This window comes from Cupriavidus sp. BIC8F (genome assembly GCF_032465815.1).
GTDB lineage: Bacteria > Pseudomonadota > Gammaproteobacteria > Burkholderiales > Burkholderiaceae > Cupriavidus > Cupriavidus necator.
The window spans coordinates 3,707,228-3,728,707 of the sequence record NZ_CP136094.1 but is presented as its reverse complement, the minus strand read 5'-3'; the positions used below and the strand labels follow the sequence as shown (position 1 = coordinate 3,728,707).

The 21,480-nt window shown below is 64.5% G+C and carries 24 protein-coding genes; 14 read left to right on the top strand and 10 right to left on the bottom strand.

Annotated features, from left to right (window positions below; all coding sequences use genetic code 11):
- Positions 1-114 precede the first annotated feature (114 nt).
- The 3 genes from RS901_RS17270 (at position 115) to RS901_RS17260 (ending at position 2,006) form a co-directional block, all read left to right on the top strand.
- A complete protein-coding gene (locus RS901_RS17270) occupies positions 115-693 on the top strand; it encodes an elongation factor P (RefSeq protein ID WP_316150002.1) in 579 nt (192 codons plus the stop codon).
- Between the two features lie 327 nt (positions 694-1,020).
- Positions 1,021-1,353: a glycine zipper domain-containing protein gene (locus RS901_RS17265; protein ID WP_316150001.1), complete on the top strand. Its 333-nt coding sequence runs from the start codon at positions 1,021-1,023 to the stop codon at positions 1,351-1,353.
- Positions 1,354-1,589: 236 nt separating this feature from the next.
- Complete coding sequence (locus RS901_RS17260) at positions 1,590-2,006, top strand: TraR/DksA family transcriptional regulator (RefSeq protein WP_316150000.1); 417 nt, start codon at positions 1,590-1,592, stop codon at positions 2,004-2,006.
- 1 nt (position 2,007) lies between these two features.
- On the opposite strand, the gene RS901_RS17255 is transcribed toward RS901_RS17260, so the two are convergent.
- Positions 2,008-2,262, bottom strand: coding sequence for a hypothetical protein (locus RS901_RS17255; RefSeq protein ID WP_316149998.1), 255 nt, complete (start codon positions 2,260-2,262; stop codon positions 2,008-2,010).
- 277 nt (positions 2,263-2,539) lie between these two features.
- Between RS901_RS17255 and RS901_RS17250 the strand changes: the two genes are divergently transcribed.
- Entirely contained in the window at positions 2,540-2,866 is a 327-nt protein-coding gene (locus RS901_RS17250; RefSeq protein WP_316153570.1) for a hypothetical protein, read from the top strand.
- A gap of 126 nt (positions 2,867-2,992) precedes the next feature.
- Here RS901_RS17250 and RS901_RS17245 read toward each other — a convergent pair whose 3' ends face one another.
- Together RS901_RS17245 and RS901_RS17240 are read right to left on the bottom strand one after the other, a co-directional pair.
- Positions 2,993-3,580, bottom strand: a complete 588-nt coding sequence (locus RS901_RS17245; RefSeq protein ID WP_316149996.1) for an isochorismatase family protein — start codon at positions 3,578-3,580, stop codon at positions 2,993-2,995.
- Between the two features lie 42 nt (positions 3,581-3,622).
- A complete protein-coding gene (locus tag RS901_RS17240) occupies positions 3,623-4,693 on the bottom strand; it encodes an alkene reductase (RefSeq protein WP_316149995.1) in 1,071 nt (356 codons plus the stop codon).
- Positions 4,694-4,814: 121 nt separating this feature from the next.
- Here RS901_RS17240 and RS901_RS17235 point away from each other — a divergent pair, with 121 nt between their 5' ends.
- A complete protein-coding gene (locus RS901_RS17235; RefSeq protein WP_316149994.1) occupies positions 4,815-5,693 on the top strand; it encodes a LysR family transcriptional regulator in 879 nt (292 codons plus the stop codon).
- A gap of 136 nt (positions 5,694-5,829) precedes the next feature.
- On the opposite strand, the gene RS901_RS17230 is transcribed toward RS901_RS17235, so the two are convergent.
- From RS901_RS17230 to RS901_RS17210, 5 genes are all read right to left on the bottom strand, one after another.
- Positions 5,830-6,174, bottom strand: coding sequence for a copper-binding protein (locus RS901_RS17230; RefSeq protein WP_316149993.1), 345 nt, complete (start codon positions 6,172-6,174; stop codon positions 5,830-5,832).
- On the bottom strand, positions 6,171-9,341 hold the full coding sequence (locus RS901_RS17225; RefSeq protein ID WP_316149991.1) for an efflux RND transporter permease subunit: 3,171 nt from the start codon (positions 9,339-9,341) through the stop codon (positions 6,171-6,173). Before RS901_RS17225 ends, RS901_RS17230 begins: the two co-directional genes overlap by 4 nt.
- Entirely contained in the window at positions 9,338-10,882 is a 1,545-nt protein-coding gene (locus RS901_RS17220; protein WP_316149990.1) for an efflux RND transporter periplasmic adaptor subunit, read from the bottom strand. The genes RS901_RS17225 and RS901_RS17220 overlap by 4 nt, the downstream gene beginning before the upstream one ends.
- Entirely contained in the window at positions 10,879-12,180 is a 1,302-nt protein-coding gene (locus tag RS901_RS17215) for a TolC family protein (protein ID WP_316149989.1), read from the bottom strand. The genes RS901_RS17220 and RS901_RS17215 overlap by 4 nt, the downstream gene beginning before the upstream one ends.
- A 69-nt stretch (positions 12,181-12,249) precedes the next feature.
- Positions 12,250-12,648 carry a hypothetical protein gene (locus RS901_RS17210; RefSeq protein WP_316153569.1) on the bottom strand — a complete coding sequence of 133 codons (399 nt, stop codon included), beginning with the start codon at positions 12,646-12,648 and terminating at the stop codon, positions 12,250-12,252.
- A 242-nt stretch (positions 12,649-12,890) separates the two neighbouring features.
- On the opposite strand from RS901_RS17210, the gene RS901_RS17205 reads away from it, so the two are divergent.
- The 3 genes from RS901_RS17205 (at position 12,891) to RS901_RS17195 (ending at position 16,554) form a co-directional block, all read left to right on the top strand.
- On the top strand, positions 12,891-14,342 hold the full coding sequence (locus tag RS901_RS17205; protein ID WP_316149988.1) for an alkaline phosphatase: 1,452 nt from the start codon (positions 12,891-12,893) through the stop codon (positions 14,340-14,342).
- Between the two features lie 26 nt (positions 14,343-14,368).
- Entirely contained in the window at positions 14,369-15,757 is a 1,389-nt protein-coding gene (locus RS901_RS17200) for an alkaline phosphatase (RefSeq protein WP_316149987.1), read from the top strand.
- A 101-nt stretch (positions 15,758-15,858) separates the two neighbouring features.
- On the top strand, positions 15,859-16,554 hold the full coding sequence (locus RS901_RS17195) for a hypothetical protein (RefSeq protein ID WP_316149986.1): 696 nt from the start codon (positions 15,859-15,861) through the stop codon (positions 16,552-16,554).
- 26 nt (positions 16,555-16,580) lie between these two features.
- Here the strand turns inward: RS901_RS17195 and RS901_RS17190 are convergent, their stop codons facing one another.
- Complete coding sequence (locus RS901_RS17190) at positions 16,581-17,225, bottom strand: glutathione S-transferase family protein (protein ID WP_316149985.1); 645 nt, start codon at positions 17,223-17,225, stop codon at positions 16,581-16,583.
- 211 nt (positions 17,226-17,436) lie between these two features.
- Here RS901_RS17190 and RS901_RS17185 point away from each other — a divergent pair, with 211 nt between their 5' ends.
- Genes RS901_RS17185 through arsB form a run of 4 tightly spaced genes read left to right on the top strand, consistent with a single transcriptional unit; the run spans position 17,437 to position 19,850 of the window.
- Positions 17,437-17,751: a metalloregulator ArsR/SmtB family transcription factor gene (locus RS901_RS17185; protein WP_316149984.1), complete on the top strand. Its 315-nt coding sequence runs from the start codon at positions 17,437-17,439 to the stop codon at positions 17,749-17,751.
- Between the two features lie 13 nt (positions 17,752-17,764).
- Positions 17,765-18,247 (top strand): ArsI/CadI family heavy metal resistance metalloenzyme, encoded by a 483-nt coding sequence (locus RS901_RS17180; RefSeq protein ID WP_316149983.1) that lies wholly within the window; start codon positions 17,765-17,767, stop codon positions 18,245-18,247.
- 15 nt (positions 18,248-18,262) lie between these two features.
- Positions 18,263-18,757: an arsenate reductase ArsC gene (locus RS901_RS17175; RefSeq protein WP_316149982.1), complete on the top strand. Its 495-nt coding sequence runs from the start codon at positions 18,263-18,265 to the stop codon at positions 18,755-18,757.
- Between the two features lie 16 nt (positions 18,758-18,773).
- Positions 18,774-19,850 (top strand): ACR3 family arsenite efflux transporter, encoded by a 1,077-nt coding sequence (arsB, locus tag RS901_RS17170; protein ID WP_316149981.1) that lies wholly within the window; start codon positions 18,774-18,776, stop codon positions 19,848-19,850.
- 28 nt (positions 19,851-19,878) lie between these two features.
- Here arsB and RS901_RS17165 read toward each other — a convergent pair whose 3' ends face one another.
- Positions 19,879-20,199, bottom strand: a complete 321-nt coding sequence (locus RS901_RS17165) for a YnfA family protein (protein ID WP_316153567.1) — start codon at positions 20,197-20,199, stop codon at positions 19,879-19,881.
- Positions 20,200-20,466: 267 nt separating this feature from the next.
- Between RS901_RS17165 and RS901_RS17160 the strand changes: the two genes are divergently transcribed.
- Both RS901_RS17160 and RS901_RS17155 read left to right on the top strand, forming a co-directional pair.
- Entirely contained in the window at positions 20,467-20,904 is a 438-nt protein-coding gene (locus RS901_RS17160; RefSeq protein WP_316149980.1) for a YciI family protein, read from the top strand.
- 151 nt (positions 20,905-21,055) lie between these two features.
- Positions 21,056-21,439 carry a YybH family protein gene (locus RS901_RS17155; protein WP_316149979.1) on the top strand — a complete coding sequence of 128 codons (384 nt, stop codon included), beginning with the start codon at positions 21,056-21,058 and terminating at the stop codon, positions 21,437-21,439.
- Positions 21,440-21,480: the final 41 nt, after the last annotated feature.

Below are 21,480 nucleotides of genomic sequence, written 5' to 3'. Positions count from 1 at the left end.
CGGCGCCGTAGGGTTTCTCGCTCCAGCGCACCGCTGTTGCCGCCGGCCCTTTGTTGAAGGGGCGCTGCGGTGCTAGGCTGAAGGCGAAATCTTGCCGCCCAGGCGGAGACACCAATGGTCGAAGCTTCCGAACTGAAGTCGGGCATGGTCATCATGCTTGAAGGTGAACTTCATAGCGTTATCAGCGCCGGGTACCACGCCGGCGGCGGCCAACAGGGGAGCGCAGTTTTCGCCAAGTTCAAGAGCCTTAAGACTGGTCACATCAAGGAGTTGCGGTTACACCCGGGCAACAAGCTCGAAGAGGTCGAGCTTGATCACCAGGAGATGGAATATCTGTACACCGATGGTGACGCCTTTTTCTTCATGAATCCCGACACCTTCGAGCAGATCAGTTTTCCTGCGGAAACCATGGGCGCGTACCAGAAATTTCTTCAACCCAATATGCGAATCCCGGTGCAGCTTTATGAGGGCGAGCCAGTCACCATCGCATTCCCCCCTGCGGTCGAGTTAACCATCATGTCCACGCCGCCGGGCCTGCACGAGCATGAAACCTCTACCTTCAAGACTGCCACGCTGGATAACGGTATGGAAGTTCTCGTTCCTCAGTTCGTCAAGGAAGGGGACACGGTGCGAATCGAGGTCGCTTCAGGAAAATATCTGGAGCGGATAAGGCGAGGCACGCGAAAGGCGTGACGCCAGTGCCGCGCCATCGCTCCCTGCATGCGCAGCGCCACGTACGGTCCCGCTGAGACGGGGCCGGCAGTGTCGGCAGTACCGTATCCGGCACCTGTCCTTCACTTTGCGCCTCGTGTGTGCATATTATGCAAGTATGCGCATGCCATGCGTGGCGCATGACCATCGTCGTCGCTCAGGAGTGCCACGGTCCTCTTGCCCCCTTCCGCGCCGCTTCGTCGTGGCCTGCTGTTTGTCATGCCGGGCCGTCAACCCAATCCTATATTTGACACAGTGCCAATCGTGCTGCGCGACGCACCGCGATGATTTCGCTAACAGGAGGGCAAGATGAACGACATCCAATCCGATTTCCCTATGCGCAAGGACGCATTGGCCCGCGACGTCGATAAGCTGATGGCCGACGTTCAGGCACTTCTTCATGATGTCAAAGCCGAAACCGGCGTAGGGACCAGCCTTGAGCGCCATGCACTCAAGGCCCGGCAGCGCGCGCTGCAGGAGCGCATCGTTACGCTGCGCGAAGAAAGCCGCGCCAAGGTCTCCGAGTGGGCGACAACGACCGATCGCTACGTACATGAGCATCCGTGGCAAAGTATGGGTACCGTGGCCGCCATCGCGGCAACCACAGGCGCTATCGTCGCGCTGGCTGCCAGCCACCGTTAGGCACTCGCGACTGCGGCGCCGGCACCGGCTGTGACACGTGCCGGTCCCGCAAGGGACACGTGGTTTTTGCCATGCCGGCAAATGGCCACGGCCCCTTGCGGGAACCCCGATCTGACTGGCGACACATCTGAGCGGCAATACAGCAACTATGCCTGCCAAATGCGATTGCTCAGGCGCGCTACGCTGGACGGTCTGCTTACGTGCGACCCGCAGGATGCTTATCCAGGAGGCCAGTCATGGAAGGGCTGACAAAGGAAGAGTTGGCGAAGCTGGCGGCCCAAATGGACGCTGAGGAGTTGCGCATACGTGCCGTCGCCGGAACCGCGGATTCGCCTGTCGTGGCACCAACACAACGTGAACACCTTGATGATGGTGAAGTGGCGGACGAAAAGACCATGCAGCGCCAGGGCGACGCGATGCTGAAACACTATCGCAGGCAACTGGCCGACATTGAAGCAGCCCGGTCACGGATGAGGAGTGGCCAGTATGGCGTCTGTATCGACTGCCAGCAGGCTATCCCTTTCGCCCGCCTGCAGGTGTACCCAACCGCCGTGCGCTGCACGGCATGCCAGAATCTCCACGAACACCGCCATCCCCGCCAGGCGCGGGAGACGCGCCAACCGGATTCCGCAGATCTTTCGTCGCCGAGCTGACTTACTCGTTCCTGAGATCAATGCCGAAGCCGCCAGCCAGTTCACAATCGACGATCCCGGCGGCGTAGGCAAAAAGCCAGTCCTCTGCCTCCTGCAGCGTTGCGGGCGGGTGGGACCAGTCCGGCGTAAAGCGGATGCCCATGTCCTCATTGCGCGTGGAGATCTGGACTCGCCCGCCTGGCTTGCCTGGCTCAATCACCTCCGGCACGAACAGGGCAACGTGGAATCCCTTGTAAGTCCGCTTTCTTTCCAGCATTTCAGCCTCCGGCAATTTACGCAGGTCCGTGGCTCGGTCTGAGCGCCGGACTGTCTTGAGTTCAAGATATAGCGAGGCGCGGCCAATGCCTAGTAATGCCGCGGAACCCCGGGATCACATCGGAGCGCGCGGTCGATTTTGACCTAGACTGAAAAAGTGCCCTTCGCGCGCTTCGGGGCTGCGCAATGGAACTTCACTGGCAGCCGATAATGCGGGCGAATGACAATGGCACAGGCAACCTGAATTCATGTGGATTGATGTTCACGAAGGGGGCATCATGTTGCAAGCCAGTGAAATGCAGCAACGTTTTAGTCATCTGCAGCAAACCATCAGCGAGACATCCCGAACTTGTCATGCCGATACGGGGATTCCACAAGACTTGATGAACTGGGTGGATGAGCTCGACAAGGAATGCAAATCGGCATCGAAGGTTGTGTCCTCCAAGGATGAGGATCGGATCCGGCAGTGGATTGATGATCTCGAACGGATCGGTGATCGTGCAGACCGCGCTTGCCAGCAGGCCGGCGGTCTCGATGCAAAGGTCAAGGATGCAGTCAGTTCGATGCATACGGAACTTGCTGACCTGAAGCGCCAACTGCACTAACAGATCTGACAGCCCCGGTCCAACCCGCCGGGGCTGATTGCATGCGCCGCGGTCAAGGCGTGCACGATCGCAGGCCGCAGGCAAGGCCAGGTTGCACCTGCACCCAGCCAACATAGGCGGCCCCTCTCAGCCCTGCAGCGCACCCATAATCACCTCCTGCACAATGCGGCTGCCTTCCGGCGTAGCCCAACTTCCAGCCAGTTCCGCAATCACCTGGTTGGTGCTGGTCAGCGTGACACCATTCTTCTCCATGCGCCGCAAGGCAATATCGTCAGCCATCTTGCTCGGCGATCCGCCAGCATCCGCGACGACTTGCACTTCATAACCTTGCGACACCAGGCTCAACGCCGGATACACCGTGCACACGTCATTGGTCACGCCAGCGATGATCAGTTTCCTGCGTCCGGTAGCCTTTACCGCCGCCGCGAAGTTCTCATCGTCCATCGCATTCACAACCCCAACGCGCCTGATGCGCGCGGCGAATTCAGCCGGAAAGATGTCCGCCAGCTCGCTGATCAGCGGCCCCTGGGCGTACTCCTCCATGCTGGACGTCATCACGACAGGGACTTTCAGGATGGCCGCGGTCTTCGCCAGCATCAGCGCGTTGCGCTTCATTTCGTCGATGGGAATGGACTTCACCCAGCTCATGGTGCCTACCTGATGGTCGATCAGGAGCAGGGCGGCGGTGTCTGCAGTCAGTCGTTCGAACTTCATGATGCATTTCCTTGGAAGTGAATGGGGCAAACGCTCCTTGCCTCAAGCCGCTTCGGCCTCAGCCAGCGCCGGATAGTCGATATATCCCTTGGCCGTCGGCGGCGCAAAGAACGTGTTGCGGTCCGGCGCGTTGAGCGCGGCGCCCTGGCGGAAGCGCTCCGGCAGGTCGGGATTCGCGAGGAAGGCGCTGCCGAAGACGGTGGCGTCGGCCTTGCCCTCGGCCAGCAGGGCTGCGGCGCTGTTCTGCGTCAACCCGCCGCCGATCAGGTAGGTGCCGTCGAAGCGCGGGCGCAGCAGGGCGTGGTAGTCGACCGTGGCACCGAACAGCGCGACATGCAGATAGGCCAGGCCCTGGCCGCGCAGCTTGTCGACGAGGTAGGTGTAGGTCTCCTGGGGCGCGGCATCGGTGATGCTGTTGAAGTTCATCTCCGGCGAGATCTTGATGCCGACCCGGTCGGCGCCGGCCTCGGCCACCATCGCGGCCAGCACTTCCAGCACAAAGCGGGCGCGGCCTTCGACCGAGCCGCCGTATTGGTCTTGGCGGTGGTTGGTGCCTGACGAAAGGAACTGCTCGGGCAGGTAGCCGGAGGCCGTGTGCAGTTCCACTCCGTCGAAGCCGGCGTCGATGGCGCGGCGGGTGGCCTGGCGATATTCGTCGATGACGCCGGCGATCTCGGCCAGGGTGAGCTCTCGGGGCGTGACAAAGTCGACCTGGCCAGCAGGCGTCCATGCCTGGCCTTCGGGCTTGATGGCCGACGGTGCCACGGGCGTTGCGCCCTCAAGCAGCGACGGGTGCGAGATCCGGCCGCAATGCATCAGCTGCATGAAGATACGGCCGCCACGCGCGTGCACGGCTTCAGTCACCTTTTTCCAGCCAGTCACCTGGGCCTCGGTTTCCATGCCGGGCGTATTCACATAGCCCTTGCCCATGGCGGACGGAAACACGCCTTCGGTGATGATCAGGCCGGCGCTGGCGCGTTGCGTGTAGTAGGTGACAGTCATGTCGCCGGGAACGCCCTCGGCGTCGGCGCGGGAGCGGGTCATCGGGGCCATGACGAGGCGGTTCGGCGCGATGTGGCGGCCGATGCGGACGGGGGTGAACAGTTGGCTCATGGTCAATTCCTGTGTATGTCGGGGGCGAAGGGGAAAGCCCATGTGCGTATCGTCGATTAATTCATTGGCGAGATAAAGGTGTTAGATTGGTAATCATTGATCCAAAAATGGCGCAATCCGAATGGAACTGCTCAATGACATGGCCCTGTTCGTGGAGGTCGCGCAGACGCGGAGCTTTCGTGGCGCGGCTGCTGCCACTGGGGTGCCGAATTCCACGCTATCCAGGCGCATCAGCGCCCTGGAGAAGGCTATTGGCCTGCGGCTGCTGCATCGCACGACGCGCAAGGTCGAGCTGACCGAGGCGGGGCAGCTTTACTACGAGCGCTGTAAGCGCATCGTCGACGAAGCACGGATCGCTCACGAGCAACTCGGGGAGATGCTGGCGCAGCCGAGCGGCGTGTTGCGGGCATCGCTGCCGGTCGATTTCGCCATGATCTACATGGCGCCCCTGATTGCAGAGTTCGCGGCCCGCTACCCGGGCATCAGCTTTGATTTCGACCTCACGCCCCGGCGCGTCGACCTGGTGGCCGAACCCTTCGATGTGGCCATTCGCATGGGCGAGCTGACGGACTCGAACCTGATCGCGCGGCTGCTAGCCCGCTTGTCGGTGCAGGTCTATGCCTCACCGCGCTACCTGGAACGCGCCGGCGAGCCAACCCATCCAACTGACCTGGCGCGGCATCAGTGCATAGGTTTTCCCAAGGCAGGGAAGTGGGCACTGCATCGCGGTGAGGAGACCGTTGAGGTGGAAGTCGGGGGGAGGTTCTATGTCAACAGCGTTGGCATGTTCCGACGGCTGGCAACGCTGGACCTGGGCGTGATCTTGCTGGCTGAGGAGGTGGCGGCAGAGGAACTGGCGGCCGGCCGCCTGCGCCGGATACTGCCGGACTGGCAGGCCAGCCCGACGCCGGTCTATGCCCTGACCGAGACACGTTTGCTGCCGGCAAAGACGCAGCGCTTTATCGAGTTCCTGAAGGAGCGTCTGGGCGCCAAGACGTGAGCTCGGAAATGCAAATCTGTTCCCGGCCCTGACCCAAGCGCGCGCGCTCAGGTTTGAGCGTCTGCTTTCGCTCATCGCTTGCGGATCGGCGGTGATTGCGCATCGAACGCGCAATCACCTTCCGCGAAGGTCCGCCTCACTTGCGCCGCATTTGCACGACCGTAGGCTTGCCATCAACGTTGTCGAACGTCACGGATACCGCCTCGCCCTCCTTGAAGTCCTTCAGCGATGCGCGATCCTTGACGGGGAACGCCATGGTCATCGGACCCATGCCGAGGTTGGCGATCGGTCCGTGCCTGAGCGTGACCTTGCCGGCCTGCGCATCGATCTTCCTGATCTCGGCCGCCACGGGTTGCGGCGCCTGCTGCGAGGGTGCGGACGGTTTCATGTCCATGCCGTCCATCGAGCCCGCTGCAAATGCGGCCGGCGTGGCGGTCAAGGCAAGGGCGAGGGCGAGTGCGAGCGTCTTGATGGATTTCATTGGGGTTCCTTTTGCAGTGATGGGTGGACGGAAACAGCTTGAGTTCTGGTCTGGCGCCGGCGCATCAGCAAATACACCGCCGGCACCACGAAGAGCGAAAGCAAGGGCGCGGTGAGCATGCCGCCCACCATCGGCGCGGCAATGCGCTGCATGACCTCGGAGCCGGTGCCATGCGACCACATGATCGGCACCAGACCGGCAAGGATGACGGCGACGGTCATTGCCTTGGGGCGTACGCGCAGCACCGCGCCTTCCTGGATGGCCTCAAGCAGCGCGGACAGGCTGGCATCGCCCTGGTTCGCGCGCGCGGTCCATGCCTGCTTCAGGTAGAGCAGCATGATCACGCCGAATTCCGCCGCCACGCCCGCCAGCGCGATGAAGCCGACCACGCCGGCCACCGACAGGTTGTAGCCCAGCAGGTAGAGCAGCCAGAAGCCGCCGATCAGCGCCAGCGGCAGCGTGCCCATGATGAGCAGGGCTTCATCGAGACGGCCGAACACCAGGTACAGCAGCACGAAGATGATCAGCAGCGTGAACGGCACCACCACCTTCAGCTTTGCGGCGGCCCGCTCCAGGTATTCGAACTGCCCCGACCAGCTTAGGGAATAGCGAGCCGGCATTGGCACCGCTTTCGCAACGGCGGCCTGCATATCCCGGACGGCCGAGCGCAGGTCACGCCCACGGATGTCGACATACACCCAGCCCGACAGGCGCGCGTTTTCGCTGCGCAGCATCGGCGCTCCCTGCACCACCTGGATGCGCGCCACGTCGGACAGCACGATCTGCTGGCCCTTGTCCGTGACGATGGGCAGGCTGCGCAGTTGCTCAACCGAGTCGCGGTAATCGCGCGGGTAGCGGACGTTGATCGGGAAGCGCGCCAGCCCGTCGACGACCTCGCCCACGTTGTCGCCGCCGATGGCCGACGACACCACGCTCTGCACATCCACGATGTTCAGCCCGTAGCGGCCGGCCGCCACGCGGTCGATATCGATATCGACATAGCGCCCGCCGGTCAGCCGCTCGGCCAGCGCCGATGTCACCCCCGGCACTGTCCTGACGATTTCCTCGATGCGCGTTGCCAGGCGGTCGATCTCCTTCAGGTCCGCGCCCGCCACCTTGATGCCGACCGGGCTCTTGATGCCGGTGGCAAGCATGTCGATGCGGTTGCGGATCGGCGGCACCCAGATGTTGGACAGGCCCGGCACCTTGACCACGCGATCCAGCTCTTCCACCAGCTTGTCGGTGGTCATGCCGGCACGCCATTGGTCGCGCGGCTTGAACTGGATGGTGGTCTCGAACATCTCGAGGGGCGCCGGATCGGTCGCGGTATCGGCGCGGCCGGCCTTGCCGAACACGGTCGCCACCTCGGGCACGGTCCTGATCAGGCGGTCGGTCTGTTGCAGCAGCTGCGCCGCCTTGCCGGCGGAAAGGCCTGGCAATGCCGACGGCATATAGAGCAGGTCGCCCTCGTCAAGCGGCGGCATGAATTCGGCGCCGGTACGCATCATCGGCCACGCCGTCGCGGCCAGCAGCACCGCGGCGATCGCAAGGGTGGTCTTCGGGTAGGCCAGCACCCGTGCCAGCACCGGCCGATAGGCGCGGATCAGCCATCGGTTCAAGGGGTTGGACTGCTCCGAAGGAATCCTGCCGCGGATCAGGTAGCCCATCAGCACCGGCACCAGCGTCACCGACAGGCCCGCCGCCGCGGCCATGGAATAGGTCTTGGTAAAGGCCAGCGGCGAGAACAGCCGGCCCTCCTGCGCCTCCAGCGTAAAGACCGGGATAAATGACAGCGTGATGATCAGCAGCGAGAAGAACAGCGCCGGCCCGACCTCGGTGGCGGCCCGGCCGATCACGCCCCAGCGCTCGTTCCCTGTCAGCGCCCGGCCGGGATGGTCCGCATGCCAGTGCTCCAGCTGCTTGTGCGCGTTCTCGATCATCACGACCGCGGCATCGACCATGGCGCCAATGGCAATGGCAATGCCGCCCAGCGACATGATGTTGGCATTGATGCCCTGGTAGCGCATCACCAGGAAGGCGGCCAGCACGCCCAGCGGCAGCGACACGATAGCCACCAGCGCGGAACGCAGGTGGAACAGGAACAGCAGGCACACCAGCGCGACCACGGCGAACTCTTCGACCAGCTTGTGCGTCAGGTTTTCCACGGCGCGCTTGATCAGCGCGGAGCGGTCGTAGGTGGTGACGATCTGCACCCCGGCAGGCAGGCTCTTCTGCAGCGTGGCGAGCTTCGCCTTGACCGCCTCGATGGTTTCCAGCGCGTTCTTGCCTGAGCGCATCACGATCACGCCGCCGGCCACCTCGCCCTGGCCGTCAAGTTCGGCGATGCCGCGCCGCATCTCCGGGCCAAGCTGCACGACGGCGACATCGCCCAGCCGCACCGGAATGCCGGCATCGCTGGTCACCAGCGGGATCTGCCGGAAATCGTCGAGCGTCTTCAGGTAGCCGCTGGCGCGGACCATATACTCCGCCTCGCCCATTTCGAGCACCGACCCGCCGGCCTCCTGGTTGGCGTCCTTGAGCGCCGCCAGCACCTTGCCCTGCGACAGGTTGTAGGCGCGCATCCGGTCCGGCATCAGCACCACCTGGTACTGCTTCACCATGCCGCCCAGCGAAGCGACCTCGGCCACATTGGGCAGCGATTTCAGTTCGAAGCGCAGGAACCAGTCCTGCAGCGCACGCAACTGGCCGAGGTCATGCTGGCCGGTCTTGTCCACCAGCGCGTACTCGTAGATCCAGCCGACGCCGGTGGCATCCGGCCCCAGCGCCGGCCTGGCCGCGGCGGGCAGGCGGGACTGCACCTGGTTCAGGTATTCCAGCACGCGCGAGCGCGCCCAATACAGGTCGGTGCCATCATCGAACAGCACGTAGACGAACGAATCGCCGAAGAAGGAGTAACCCCGGACCGTTCTGGCGCCGGGTACCGACAGCATGGTGGTGGTCAGCGGATACGTGACCTGGTTCTCAACGATCTGCGGCGCCTGGCCGGGGAAGGGCGTGCGGATGATCACCTGCACATCGGACAGGTCGGGCAGGGCGTCGAGCGGCGTGCTCCGCACCGCCCACAGGCCCCATGCGGTCAGCATCACCGTGGCCAGCAGGACCAGGAAGCGGTGGCGGATCGAAGCCAGGATAAGGCGCGCGATCATGGCCTGGCTCCCTGGGCGGTGCCGGCGGGCTCGACCGACGACAGCATGGCCGCGCCATCGCGGTCCAGGTGGAAGCGGAAGCGGATGCGGTCGCCAGGCTTCAGGCCCTTGGGCAGGCCTGCTGGCGGCGCGGCGAAGTCCATGGTCATCGCGCCCCACTGTGCCGACGGGATCGGGCCGTGCGAGATGGTCAGGCTCTCGCTGCCGTTCACGGCTTCGATGCGGCCGGTACCCTCATGCTCGGCGGCCGGCGCGGCAGGTGCAGACGCTGCTGGTGTGGCCGTCATCCGTTCCGCGCTGCCGCGCAGGCTGGCTTCCGAGTCGATCAGGAACTGGCCGGACGTGACCACTTTCTGTCCCGGCGCCAGTCCGTCCAGCACCTCGACCATGCCATCGGCCTCGCGGCCGGTCTTGATCTCGGTGGCAACGAACCCTGCCTGGCCGGCATCGACCATGACGATATTGCGCTGACCGGTGCGGATGACCGACTCCGACGGGATCAGCAACGCTTCCTTCTGTGCGCCACTGTCGAAGCTGACCGTGACAAACATGCCCGGCAGCAGGCGCCTGCCGGGGTTGGGCAGGACGATGCGGGCCTTGATGGTGCGGGTCGCCGGGTTGACGTCGGGAAGGATGGCGTCGACCTTGCCGGCAAGGGGGCCGGCCGTGCCGCCCTGCAGCACCGTGGCAGCCGCGCCGGCCCGGATGGTGCCGGCCTGGCCCTCTGGTACCTCGGCAATCACCCAGACCTGGCTCAGATCAGCCAGGCGGAACAGCGTCATGCCCGGCGACACGGTCATGCCCTCGCGCACCGCCACCTCGGTCACGAGGCCATCGACCGGGCTGGCGATGGCGACACCGGGCTGCAGCTCGCCGGATTTCTCGACCGCACTGACCTGGCCCGGCGTCATGCCCGCCTGCAGCATGCGGGTTCGCGCCGCGCCGCGCAGGTCGCCCAGATGCTCGCTTCCGGCCATGCGTGACACGGCCAGGTATTCCTCTTGCGCCGCGACCCAGTCGGGCGAGTACAGGGTGACCAGCGCCTGGCCGCGCCGGACCGGGTCAAGGGTCGCCCTGACCGCGACGTGCTGCACAAAGGCGTTGGTGCGCGCCTGGATGATCTGCACGCTGCGTTCGTCGATGGCGACATTGCCGGGAACCTGCAGCATCGCGGTCAGCCGTCCAGGCTTTGCCTCGGCGGTGCGAATGCCGAGGTTTTGCGCGACATGGCTGTCGACGGTCACACCGCTCCCGCCGCCATCGCCGTCCGCGTAGACCGGCACCAGTTGCATCTCCATGAAGGGCGACTTGCCCGGCTTGTCGAAGCGCTGGCCCGGCACCATGGGATCGTGCCAGTACAGGATTTTCCTGCCGGTCTTCGGATCGATGGCGCCGGCCTTGAGCACGGTGGATTCCGCGCCAGGCGTGCTCGACGGTTGCGCAGTTTGCGTGCCGCGCGTGTACCCGAAGTGGTAGGCGCCGTAGAGCGCGATGCAGACGACGACCAGCCCGGCGGCTGCTGCAATGGCGTGCTTGTTCATTTTGCTACTCTCGCTGCGGCTTCGGTCTGGGCGGTCGGCAACGGCACCAGGTAGTTCAGGTCCGCCCACAGTTTCGCCGTCTTTGCCTCAAGCAACAGGCGATCCATGGCGGTGTCGATGGCGCGATGGTTGGCTTCGGCGACGGCCACCAAGGTGCCGGTGTTGGCGCGGTACGCCGTCAGTGCCGCATCTGCCTGTGCCCGCGCGAGCGGCAAGGTCTTGTCGTCGTAGCGCCGCAGCCGGTCAAGGTTGCGCTGCAGCTCGGCCAGCCTGGCGCCGACCATGGCCTGGGTATTGCGCCGGACCACTTCCAGCCTGGCCCGCGCGTCGTTGGCCTGCGCCAGCCGCGAACTGATTTCGCGGTCCTGGCGGTTGCCCCGGTCCCACGGCAGCGGAAAGCTGACATTGAGCGAGCCCATGTTCGAGTAGGCCGAGCCGCGCTGGCTGTACATCAGCTCGACCGTCACGTCCGGCTTGCGGGCTTCCGTTGCCACCTGGATCTCCGATTCGGCCAGTGCCACGTCGCGCTGCGCAGCCGACAGTTCGGGCACGGCATCGAACTCGCCCCTGGCGAGTTGCCGGGTGCCTGGCGGCACTTCAAGCGGTGGCCGCTCCGACAGCGGACGCCCCGCAGCGGCGCCGACCCAGCGCTCCAGGTTCAGCGTGGCGGTCGCCAGCGCGGCGCGGTTCTCGTCCTCGCGGTCGTGCAGCTTCTGGACTTCCAGCTCCATCGCCAGTACGTCTGCACGCGAGCCGCGCCCGCTGCGGTAGGCCGCGGTGGCGGCCTGCAGTGCCAGTTCAAGCGGATGGCTGTGATGGCCGAGCAGCACGCCGGCCTGCTCCGCATACCACCGGTCGAGCCAGGCATTGACCGCATTGCGCTGCACGCCTGCCAGCCCCACCGCGCGCTGCGCGTCGGCAGCGGCGGCTTCGGCTTCGAAGCGCGCGGCCCTGGCGCGGCGCTTGTCCGCACGCGTGAATTCCTGCATCACAGAGATCGAGCGCATGGTCATGGAATCCCGGCTCAGCGAGAACGCGTCCGAGCCGTTGACCGGCACGTTGTTGACGCCGAGCTTGAGCACGGGATCCGGCAGGCGGCCGGCGGCTACCGCCATTTGCCCGGCGGCCTCCACGGCGCCGCGCGACGATTCGGCGTCGCCGGCATGGGCGCTTGCGATCGCGACGGCTTCCTCAAGGGAGAGGGAAGGGGCGGATTGCCCGGGCGCGCCTTGCGGCGCAGCCAGGCCCACTGCGGGCGCGCTGAGCAGCGCCACGGTCAGGTGACGTAGATAAAGCATAAAGCCTCCAGGAACGACGACTACTGCCCGCATGGAAGCGGGCAGCACCAGGTGACGTCGAACCGGAGGCTAAGTCTGGAAACTGCAGTGAAGGATGGTGAGGGGCGGCGGTGCGCGCGCCTCTGCCTCGGCGCGCAGCGCAACGCGAACCTCTGCCAGGACCACGCGCGTTGGCTCAATCACGCGCATCAGCACCGGCATGAAGGCCGGAAGCTGCGGCGAAGCATGGTCGGCGTTCTTGGCATCGGCCTGGCAATGCGCCAGGCAAAACCCGCTCTGGTCGATGCCCTGCTGGCTGTCGATGGCGGCCATATCGGCACAGGACTCGGTCATCGCCGCCATCGTGCCGCTGTGTTCCTCCTGGTAGCGGCTGCCGGTACAGGCGTACGCCGCCGCTGCCAGCTGGGCTGCCAGGAAGACAACGAGGAGGAAGCCGGCGAACCATGGCCGGCGATGCGATCTACCCACGAGAGCGGTGCCTGTTTTGGCGACAATATAGCAGTGTTCAGCGCCACCAGGCAGCTTCACCAGTGCGGCAACTCGTCGCACAGGCGGGCAGTTCGCCTTCAACAGACTGATCATGGCGAACCGCCTGATGCTGCACTTTCCGATGTTTGGCTGCAATGACAACATTGCCGTCCACATGTGACGCGTCACGGTACCGAAATATTCGTCGTGCATCCTCCCGCCAAAACCAACGGGGAGGAAATATGAGGCGTCTTTCAATACTGGCGGCACCGCTGCTGGCGCTGGCCGTGGCGTCGTGCGGCAGCGATGAGGACAACAATGCGTCGGTCACGCAGCCGCCGGCTGCCGGCAGCACCGCGCCCACGAAGAACGTCGTGTTCTTCCTCGGCGACGGCATGGGCATGACGACCATGACCGCGGCGCGGATCTACAAGGTCGGCGAGGACGGTGAGCTGACCATGGACACGCTTCCCGAGAGCGGATTCATCCGGACCTATTCGAACAACGCGCAGGTGACCGACAGCGCGCCGTCGATGGCGGCCTACATGACCGGCGTCAAGATGAACAACGAAGTCATCTCGATGACGCCGGAGACCAGTGCCTTTGATGCCAGCGGCAAGGACTACCTGTCCGGCGCGGACAGCACCTGCCCGGCTTCCGGCAACGGCCAGGGCGTGCCGACGCTGCTCGAGCAGATGAAGACGGCAGGCTATGGCACCGGCGTGGTCACCACCACCCGCATCACGCACGCGACCCCCGCCACGACCTACGCGCACGTCTGCCACCGCGATGCCGAGAACACCATCGCCGCGCAACTGGTGCCGAACGGCGCCGGCTACAACAGCGCGCTCGGCGACGGCGTCGACGTGATCTTCGGCGGCGGCCGAAAGTACTTCCAGAGCAAGGCCGCGGGCGGTGCCCGCACTGACGGCCGCGACCTGGTTGGCGAGCTGACGAAGGCCGGCTATACCTACGCCTCCAGCAAGGCCGAGTTCGACAAGATCGACGCCGCCAGCGCCAAGAAGGTGGCAGGGCTGTTCACATCCAGCCATATGGCCTACGACCTGGATCGTGTGCCCGGCGACGAGCCGAGCCTGGCGGAGATGACCAGCAAGGCCATCGACGTGCTTGCCGCGAAGAAGAAGGGTTTCTTCCTGATGGTGGAAGGCGGCCGCATCGATCACGCGTTGCATGAGACCACCGCGCGCAAGGCGCTGCAGGACACCGTGGCCTTCGACACCGCGATCAAGACCGCCATCGACAAGCTCAACGTGATCGACCCGGGCCTGAAGAACACGCTGATCGTCGTCACCGCCGACCATGACCACACGCTGGTGCTGAATGGCTATGCCAAGCGCACCGGCCCCACCAGCGACAGCAACCCCGGCGTGCTGGGCCTGCTGAAGAACTACGTGACCGGCGCACTGTCCACGGACTCCGGCGGCAATCCCTTCACCATCATCGGTTTCGGCAACGGCGAGAACCGCCCGGCCACGCGCACCGCGCTGACCGATGCGCAGGTCTACGACAAGAGCTATCACCAGGAAGCCGCGATCCCGATGGCGGCAGGTGGCGAGACCCATGGCGGCACCGATGTCTTTATCGGCGCACTGGGCAATGGTGCCGAATCCTTCACCGGTGTGATGAACAACACCGAGGTGTTCGGCCTGATCAAGACGGCCATCGGCCTCTAAGCCACTATCGCTGACGGAATAACGCCATGAAACTCATCATCCGAACCGGCCTGTCCGCAGTTGCGGCTGCCTGCGCCTGCATTGCCCTCCCTGCGCAAGCCGCGGGCGAGGCCAAGAATGTCATTTTCTTCCTGGGCGACGGCATGGGCCCGACCACCGTCACCGCGTCGCGCATCTACAAGTATGGCGAGACGGGCAAGCTCAACATGGAGTCGCTCAAGCGCACCGCGCGCGTGAAGACGTATTCGAACGACGCGCAGACCACCGACAGCGCGCCGTCGATGGCGGCCTACATGACCGGCGTGAAGATGAACAACGAAGTCATCTCCATGTCGGCCGATACCAAGGCCAGCGATGGCACCGGCAAGTCCTATGTGACCAGCGCCGGTGACAGCACCTGTCCCGCCAGCGGCAACGGCACGCCGGTCGTGACCGTGCTGGAGCTGGCCAAGGCCGCCGGCAAGTCGGTCGGCGCGGTGACCACCACGCGCGTGACCCACGCAACGCCGGCGGCCACCTTCTCGCACGTCTGCCACCGCGACGGCGAGAACAATATCGCCGCGCAGGCAACGCCGGGCAACGCCGGCTACAACACCGCGCTCAAGGACGGCCTGGACGTGCTGCTTGGCGGCGGCCGCCGCCAGTTCCTGCCCAGCGCCGCGGGTGGCAAGCGCACGGATGGCGTCGACCTGACCACGCAGTTCCCGGGCTACACCTATGTGACCACCGGCACCGCGTTCAAGGCCGTGGACCCGGCATCCACCAACAAGCTGCTAGGCCTGTTCAACATGGACCACCTCAACTACGAGCTGGACCGCGTCAAGAACAATGTCGACGAGCCCAGCCTGGCCGACATGACCGAGAAGGCCATCCGCATCCTGCAGAAGAACGGCAACGGCTATTTCCTGATGGTGGAGGGCGGCCGGATCGACCATGCGCTGCATGGCACCAACGCCAAGCGCGCGCTGGAGGACGCGATCGCGTTTGACGATGCCATCAAGCGTGCGCTGTCGATGGTGGACCTGTCGAACACGATGATCGTCGTCACCGCCGACCACGACCATACGATGACGATCAACGGCTACTCGCATCGCGGCAACCCGATCCTGGGCACGGTGACGGACATCAAGACCAAGCAGCCGGCCACGGCGGCCGACGGCCTGCCTTACACCACGCTGGTGTTCGGCAACGGCGGCGGTCCGCGCAAGTCCCCGCGCGACAACCCCGCGCTGGTGGACACCACGGCCGACGGCTACCTGCAGGAAGTCGGCGTGAACCTCGGCTCGCCGGGCTCGGAAACCCACGGCGGCGGCGATGTGATGCTGTTCTCGACGGGGCCGGGCAATGCCGCGCTCAAGGGCACCATCGACAACACCAAGGTCTTCAGCGTCGTGAAGTCCGCGCTGGGCCTGTGATGCCGGCGGCGGCCCTGCTGCACGACTGAGTACAGTGTCTTTTGATGCCATGCGCGCGCCGGTTTGCCGGCGTGCGCATTTTCGCTTTCTGAACGGATTTCATGAAAACCAAGCAAGCCACTCCCGTCCTCGCACTGCTGCTGGTCTCGGCGGCCTTCACCGCCGTGGCGGCAGAACCGGCCAAGGCCTCCGGCCCCCTGGCGCTGCGCGTGCAGCATGAGTTGTCGGCGCTCGGGGCCGACGGCGTGCGCCGCGACATCTACTTCACCGAACGTGTCTACCGCGAGGGCGGCACAGTCTGGATCGAGCGCGAGATCCCGCACGGGGCGCATGACGAAGCCGAGCACGCCAAGGCAGACAAGGGCCACAAGCACATGGACATGTCGGCCGCGGCGCGCTGGATCGAGCGGCAGCCGTCCGGCAAGCTGTCGGTGCGGCTGGTCAGCGACGCCATGCGCAAGACCTTCGAAGTCAGCCCGGCCGAATACGGCAACATCGGCTTCGACGGCTCGTGGGCGACCGCCTACCACCTGCTGGATCCGGCAGCGCTCAAGACCATGAGCGCAAGCGGCCCTGCGCGCGGCGGTGTGCAGGAGTACCGCGCAAAGCGCGGCGATGAACAGGTGACGGTCCAGTGGGACGTGGTCGGCCAATATCCACGGCTGGTCCAGTCGCGCAATGCCAGCGGCACGCAGAAGAAGATCACGCGGGTGACCGCCGCTGCCTTGCCGCAACCCGCTCCGTGGAACCGCACACGGCCCTATGCGAAAGGTGAGTACACGGATCTGATGGACTAGGACGCGCCCTGGCCGACGATGACGATCTATCCTGCCTCGACCCGCGCGCAGTAAGCCTCGATGGTCCGCTTCCACGCGGGCCGAGCCAGGCACCGGTCCCGATACGACACGACTGCCGGATACGGCGCGATCAATCCCTGGCCCCTGATGCCCGAGAGGAGCACGTGCGCCATCAGGATGTCGGCGACGGTGAAATCCTTTGTCGCGACAAAGTCGCGGTCAGCGAACCAGCGCTCCAGGTTCGTCAGCATCCGATTGGCCCAGCCGACCAGGAACTCGCGGTGCTTGCCGCAGCTGCCATCCGCCGTCCAGTCAAGCACCAGCAGGCTGAGCAGCGGCGGCTCGACCGAGTTCATCGCGGCGAAGCACCAGCGCACCACCTGCGCCTCGCCGGCGCGGTCGCCGGGGATCAGGCGGCCGGACTTCTTCGCGAGGTAGACGAGGATGGCGGCGGATTCGGACAGCACCAACCCGTCGTCATCGATCGACGGGATCTGTTCGAAGGGGCTGAGCCGGCGATAGGCTTCGGTGTTCAGGTCGTGTGCGGGGTGGTCCATGCCGGCCAGCTCGAACGGCAGTTGCATCTCTTCGAGCGCCCACAGCACGCGCAGGTCGCGGGTGTGGCCGCGCGCGCCAGCATTGACCTTCGAAAAGCCGTAGAGCCTGAGCATGGTGACGCTCCTTCGTTGAAGCTGCCCTGCTGCGAAGAGTACCGACATTCTAGCGCCGGCGACGGGCACGCTCGCTACGCTAGCGGGCACTAGTCCGCTGGTATCGCGGACCCGGTAGCCTGCGGAACGACGCGGACGGCGGGCAGGGCGCCGGCAGCGCTTCGCCGGATCAGGTATTGCATCAATACTATATTTCCAGTATTGTAGAAATATGGAGAAGAATGATGTTGTCCGCTCCCTTGCAGCACTGGCCCACGGGCTGCGCCTCCAGGTCTTTCGGATGCTGGTCGTCGCCGGCCCGGGTGGCATGACACCCGGCGCGATGGTCGAGCGGCTAGGCGTGCCTGCGGCGACCTTGTCGTTCCACCTGAAGGAACTGGCGCACGCCGGCCTGGTGACGCAGGAGCGGGACGGACGCAACCTGATCTACCGTGCCGCTTTCGCGCATATGAATGCGTTGCTCGGCTACCTGACCGCCAATTGCTGCGAAGGCGTCGAGGAAGCGGCGGTTTCCTGTCACTGCTAATGGGGATGTTCCGATGAAGCGCTTTCACGTTCACGTCCACGTCGACGACCTTGGCAAGAGTATTGCCTTCTATTCGAAGCTCTTTGCCGCTGAACCGACGCGAGTCGAGAGCGACTACGCCAAATGGATGCTCGAGGATCCGCGCATCAACTTCGCGATCTCCACGCGCGGCCAGGGGGCGGGCGTCGACCATCTCGGCTTCCAGACCGACGACGCCGCCGAGCTTGCTGAACTGAAAGCACGCGCCGAAGCGGCCGACATGGCACTGCTGGACCAGGGTGAGACCACCTGCTGCTATGCCCGCAGCGAAAAGCACTGGGTCACCGATCCGCAGGGCATTGCATGGGAGCACTTCCATACGCTGGGCAACGTCCCGGTATTTGGCGAAGGCAAGCCTGAACCGACGTCCGCCGAAGGCTCCGCCTGCTGTACCCCGCGTGCCCCGCGCGGCAAGCCGATCGGGATTGCGGTGAACTCCAACTCGTCGTGCTGCTGAGCAAGCCTTCTCTCCATGACCACCAACATTCTGATCCTGTGCACCCATAACTCCGCCCGCAGCGTGCTGAGCGAAGGGATGCTCAACCATTGGGCCAGGAAGCTCGGCAAGGATGTGCGCGCCTTCAGCGCCGGCAGCGCACCGAGCGGGCGCCTGAACCAGTTCGCACTGGAAGCGCTGACCAATGCCGGCGCCGACGTGACCGGCTACCGCAGCAAGAGCTGGGACGAATTCGTCGGCGACAACGCGCCGGAAATGCGGATCGTGATTACGGTCTGCGACAGCGCCGCGGCGGAACAGTGCCCCTATTGGCCTGGCAGCCCGGTCAAGGTGCACTGGGGCTATGCCGATCCGTCCAACGCCCTGGGCGGCGACGAAGGCAAGCGCCTGGCATTCGAGCTGACGCGCGAGGCCATTGGCTACCGCATGCTGCAACTGCTGGCGTTGCCGCTGGAAAGCATGAGTAATGCGGAGCTGCAAGACGCGCTCAACGCGATCGCGAAGCACTGAAGGCGCCGAAACTCTAATGAATCAGCACGCAACCACCCACGCTCCCATTTCGACGAAGCCCGCCATTGGCTTCTTTGAACGCTACCTGACCATCTGGGTTGCCCTGTGCATCGTCGTCGGGATTGCGCTGGGGCAGGCGATGCCGGCCGCGTTCCAGGCGATCGGCAGCATGGAGTACGCCCAGGTGAACCTGCCGGTCGGCATCCTCATCTGGATCATGATTATCCCGATGCTGCTGAAGATCGACTTCGGCGCACTGGGCCAGGTGAAATCCCACTGGCGCGGCATCGGTGTGACGCTGTTCATCAACTGGGCGGTCAAGCCGTTCTCGATGGCGCTGCTAGGCTGGCTGTTCGTGCGGCACCTGTTTGCGCCCATGCTTCCTGCCGAGCAGCTCGACAGCTATATCGCCGGGCTGATCCTGCTGGCTGCGGCACCGTGCACGGCGATGGTGTTCGTGTGGAGCCAGCTCTGCAAGGGCGACCCCTATTTCACGCTGTCGCAGGTGGCGCTGAACGATGCCATCATGGTGGTGGCCTTCGCGCCGGTGGTGGCGCTGCTGCTTGGCCTGTCGTCGATCACGGTGCCGTGGGATACGCTGCTGACGTCGGTGGCGCTGTATATCGTGGTGCCGGTGGCGATTTCGCAGGTGCTGCGCAAGCTGCTGCTGAGCAAGGGCGTGGCGCATTTCCAGCAGGTGGTGGGCAAGCTCGGACCGTATTCCATCGCCGCGCTGCTGCTGACGCTGGTGCTGCTGTTCGCCTTCCAGGGCCAGGCCATCATCGAGCAACCGCTGGTGATCGCGCTGCTGGCCGTGCCCATCCTGATCCAGGTGTTCCTGAATTCTGGCCTGGCGTATCTGCTGAATCGGAAGCTGGGTGTGGCGCATTGCGTGGCGGGCCCTTCCTCGCTGATCGGCGCCAGCAATTTCTTCGAGCTGGCGGTGGCGACGGCGATCAGCCTGTTCGGCTTCAAGTCCGGGGCGGCGCTGGCAACGGTGGTCGGCGTGCTGATTGAAGTGCCGGTCATGCTGCTGGTGGTCGGCATCGTCAATCGGACCCAAGGCTGGTATGAAGCAGGGCGGAGGGCCTGACGCTTTCGATTTGCTGCGGATAAGCGCGTCAGGCGCGTGGCTGAAACATGATGATGGCCATCCCGCAGAAGGCGACAAGCACGCCCGCGACATCCCAGTGCGTCGGCCGCACCTTGTCGACCGCCCAAAGCCAGGCGATCGCGACACCGATGTAGACGCCGCCATACGCGGCGTACACTCGACCTGCCGCCGCTTCGTGGTGCGTCAGCAGCCATGCGAAGAGCGCCAGACTAAGGGCCGCCGGCAACAGCAGCCAGGCGGACCGGCCTTGTTTGAGCCAGAGGTACGGCAGGTAGCAGCCGATGATCTCGGCAAGCGCTGTTGCGATGAATAGCCCTGTCGTTTTCACAATCAAGATTAGTAGCTCCACATCGGTGCAATGTCCTCCGGTCCAGGAGCAGATCGCCAATCGGGAATCCTGGGCAAATGCAGCGAGCGCTGCTACGGCGGTTTCATTCTTCATCGGTCGAACTGTAGAGGCACTGGCGCGGTCCGCGCAAGTCAGGTGCTGTCGAATTCAACTATTCTGATTGGATCCTGGTTCCGGCGCCCACCGCCGCCGCGGCTCCCGCCTCGGGGTCTTCTGGCGCCAACGATTCCTTCAAGGAGAAGCACAATGCGTGTCATGGTGATGGTGAAGGCCACGAGCGAATCAGAAAGCGGCAAGATGCCAAGCACGGAGTTGCTTGCGGCAATGGGCAAGTTCAATGAAGAGCTCGTCAAGGCAGGCGTCATGCTTGCCGGCGAGGGCTTGCACCCGAGCAGCAGGGGAAAGCGGGTGCGTTTTTCGGGCGATCAGCGGACTGTGACGGATGGGCCGTTTCCGCAAACCAACGAACTCGTCGCCGGATTCTGGTTGTGGCAAGTCGAGTCAATGGATGAGGCTGTCGAATGGGTCAGGCGCTGCCCCAACCCCATGGAAAGCGAGTCCGAAATCGAAATTCGCCCGCTGTTCGAGGTCGAGGACTTCGGCGCTGAACTCACGCCAGAACTGCGGGAGCAGGAAGAGCGGCTGCGCGCTGAAGTGGAAGGGCTTGCGAACAAGGCGCGCTGAGGCGAGCCTACGCATGCGTAGAGAGCACACAGGACGAGGCGGTTGCACCGCACCCAGCGCTGACCAATGACCGCAAATCAGCCAGTTTCAGCCGCCCGACGCTGAGCTGGCTGCAAGAGCGTAGATTCCACTTCTCCCAAGGAGAGCAACTGTGTCAGCACATACTCCGGAAGAGGCTGTACTTTCATTCTTCTCTGCATTCAATCGCGGAGATCTCGAGGCCGCCGTGGGCCACTACGAACCGCAGGCAACCTTTGTTGCAGGGGCGAGTGAATTCGCCAGAGGCCACGCTGCATTGCGCGAGGCCCTTCGAGGATTCCTGGCGATGAAGTCCAGGTTGACACTGGAGACGCACTCTATCGTCACAGCAGGAGACATCGCGCTCTCGCTCGCCAAGTGGTCCCTTTCTGGCACGGACCCCGAGGGTCAACCCGTCCAGATGAACGGTACCGCATCGGATGTACTTCGGAGGCAGAGCGACGGCACTTGGCTCTTCGTGATTGATAACCCTTGGGGCATCAGCATCCTCGGCTGAACCCTGCGCTATGAAGCATGGCCCCGACGGCCCGCGAACGG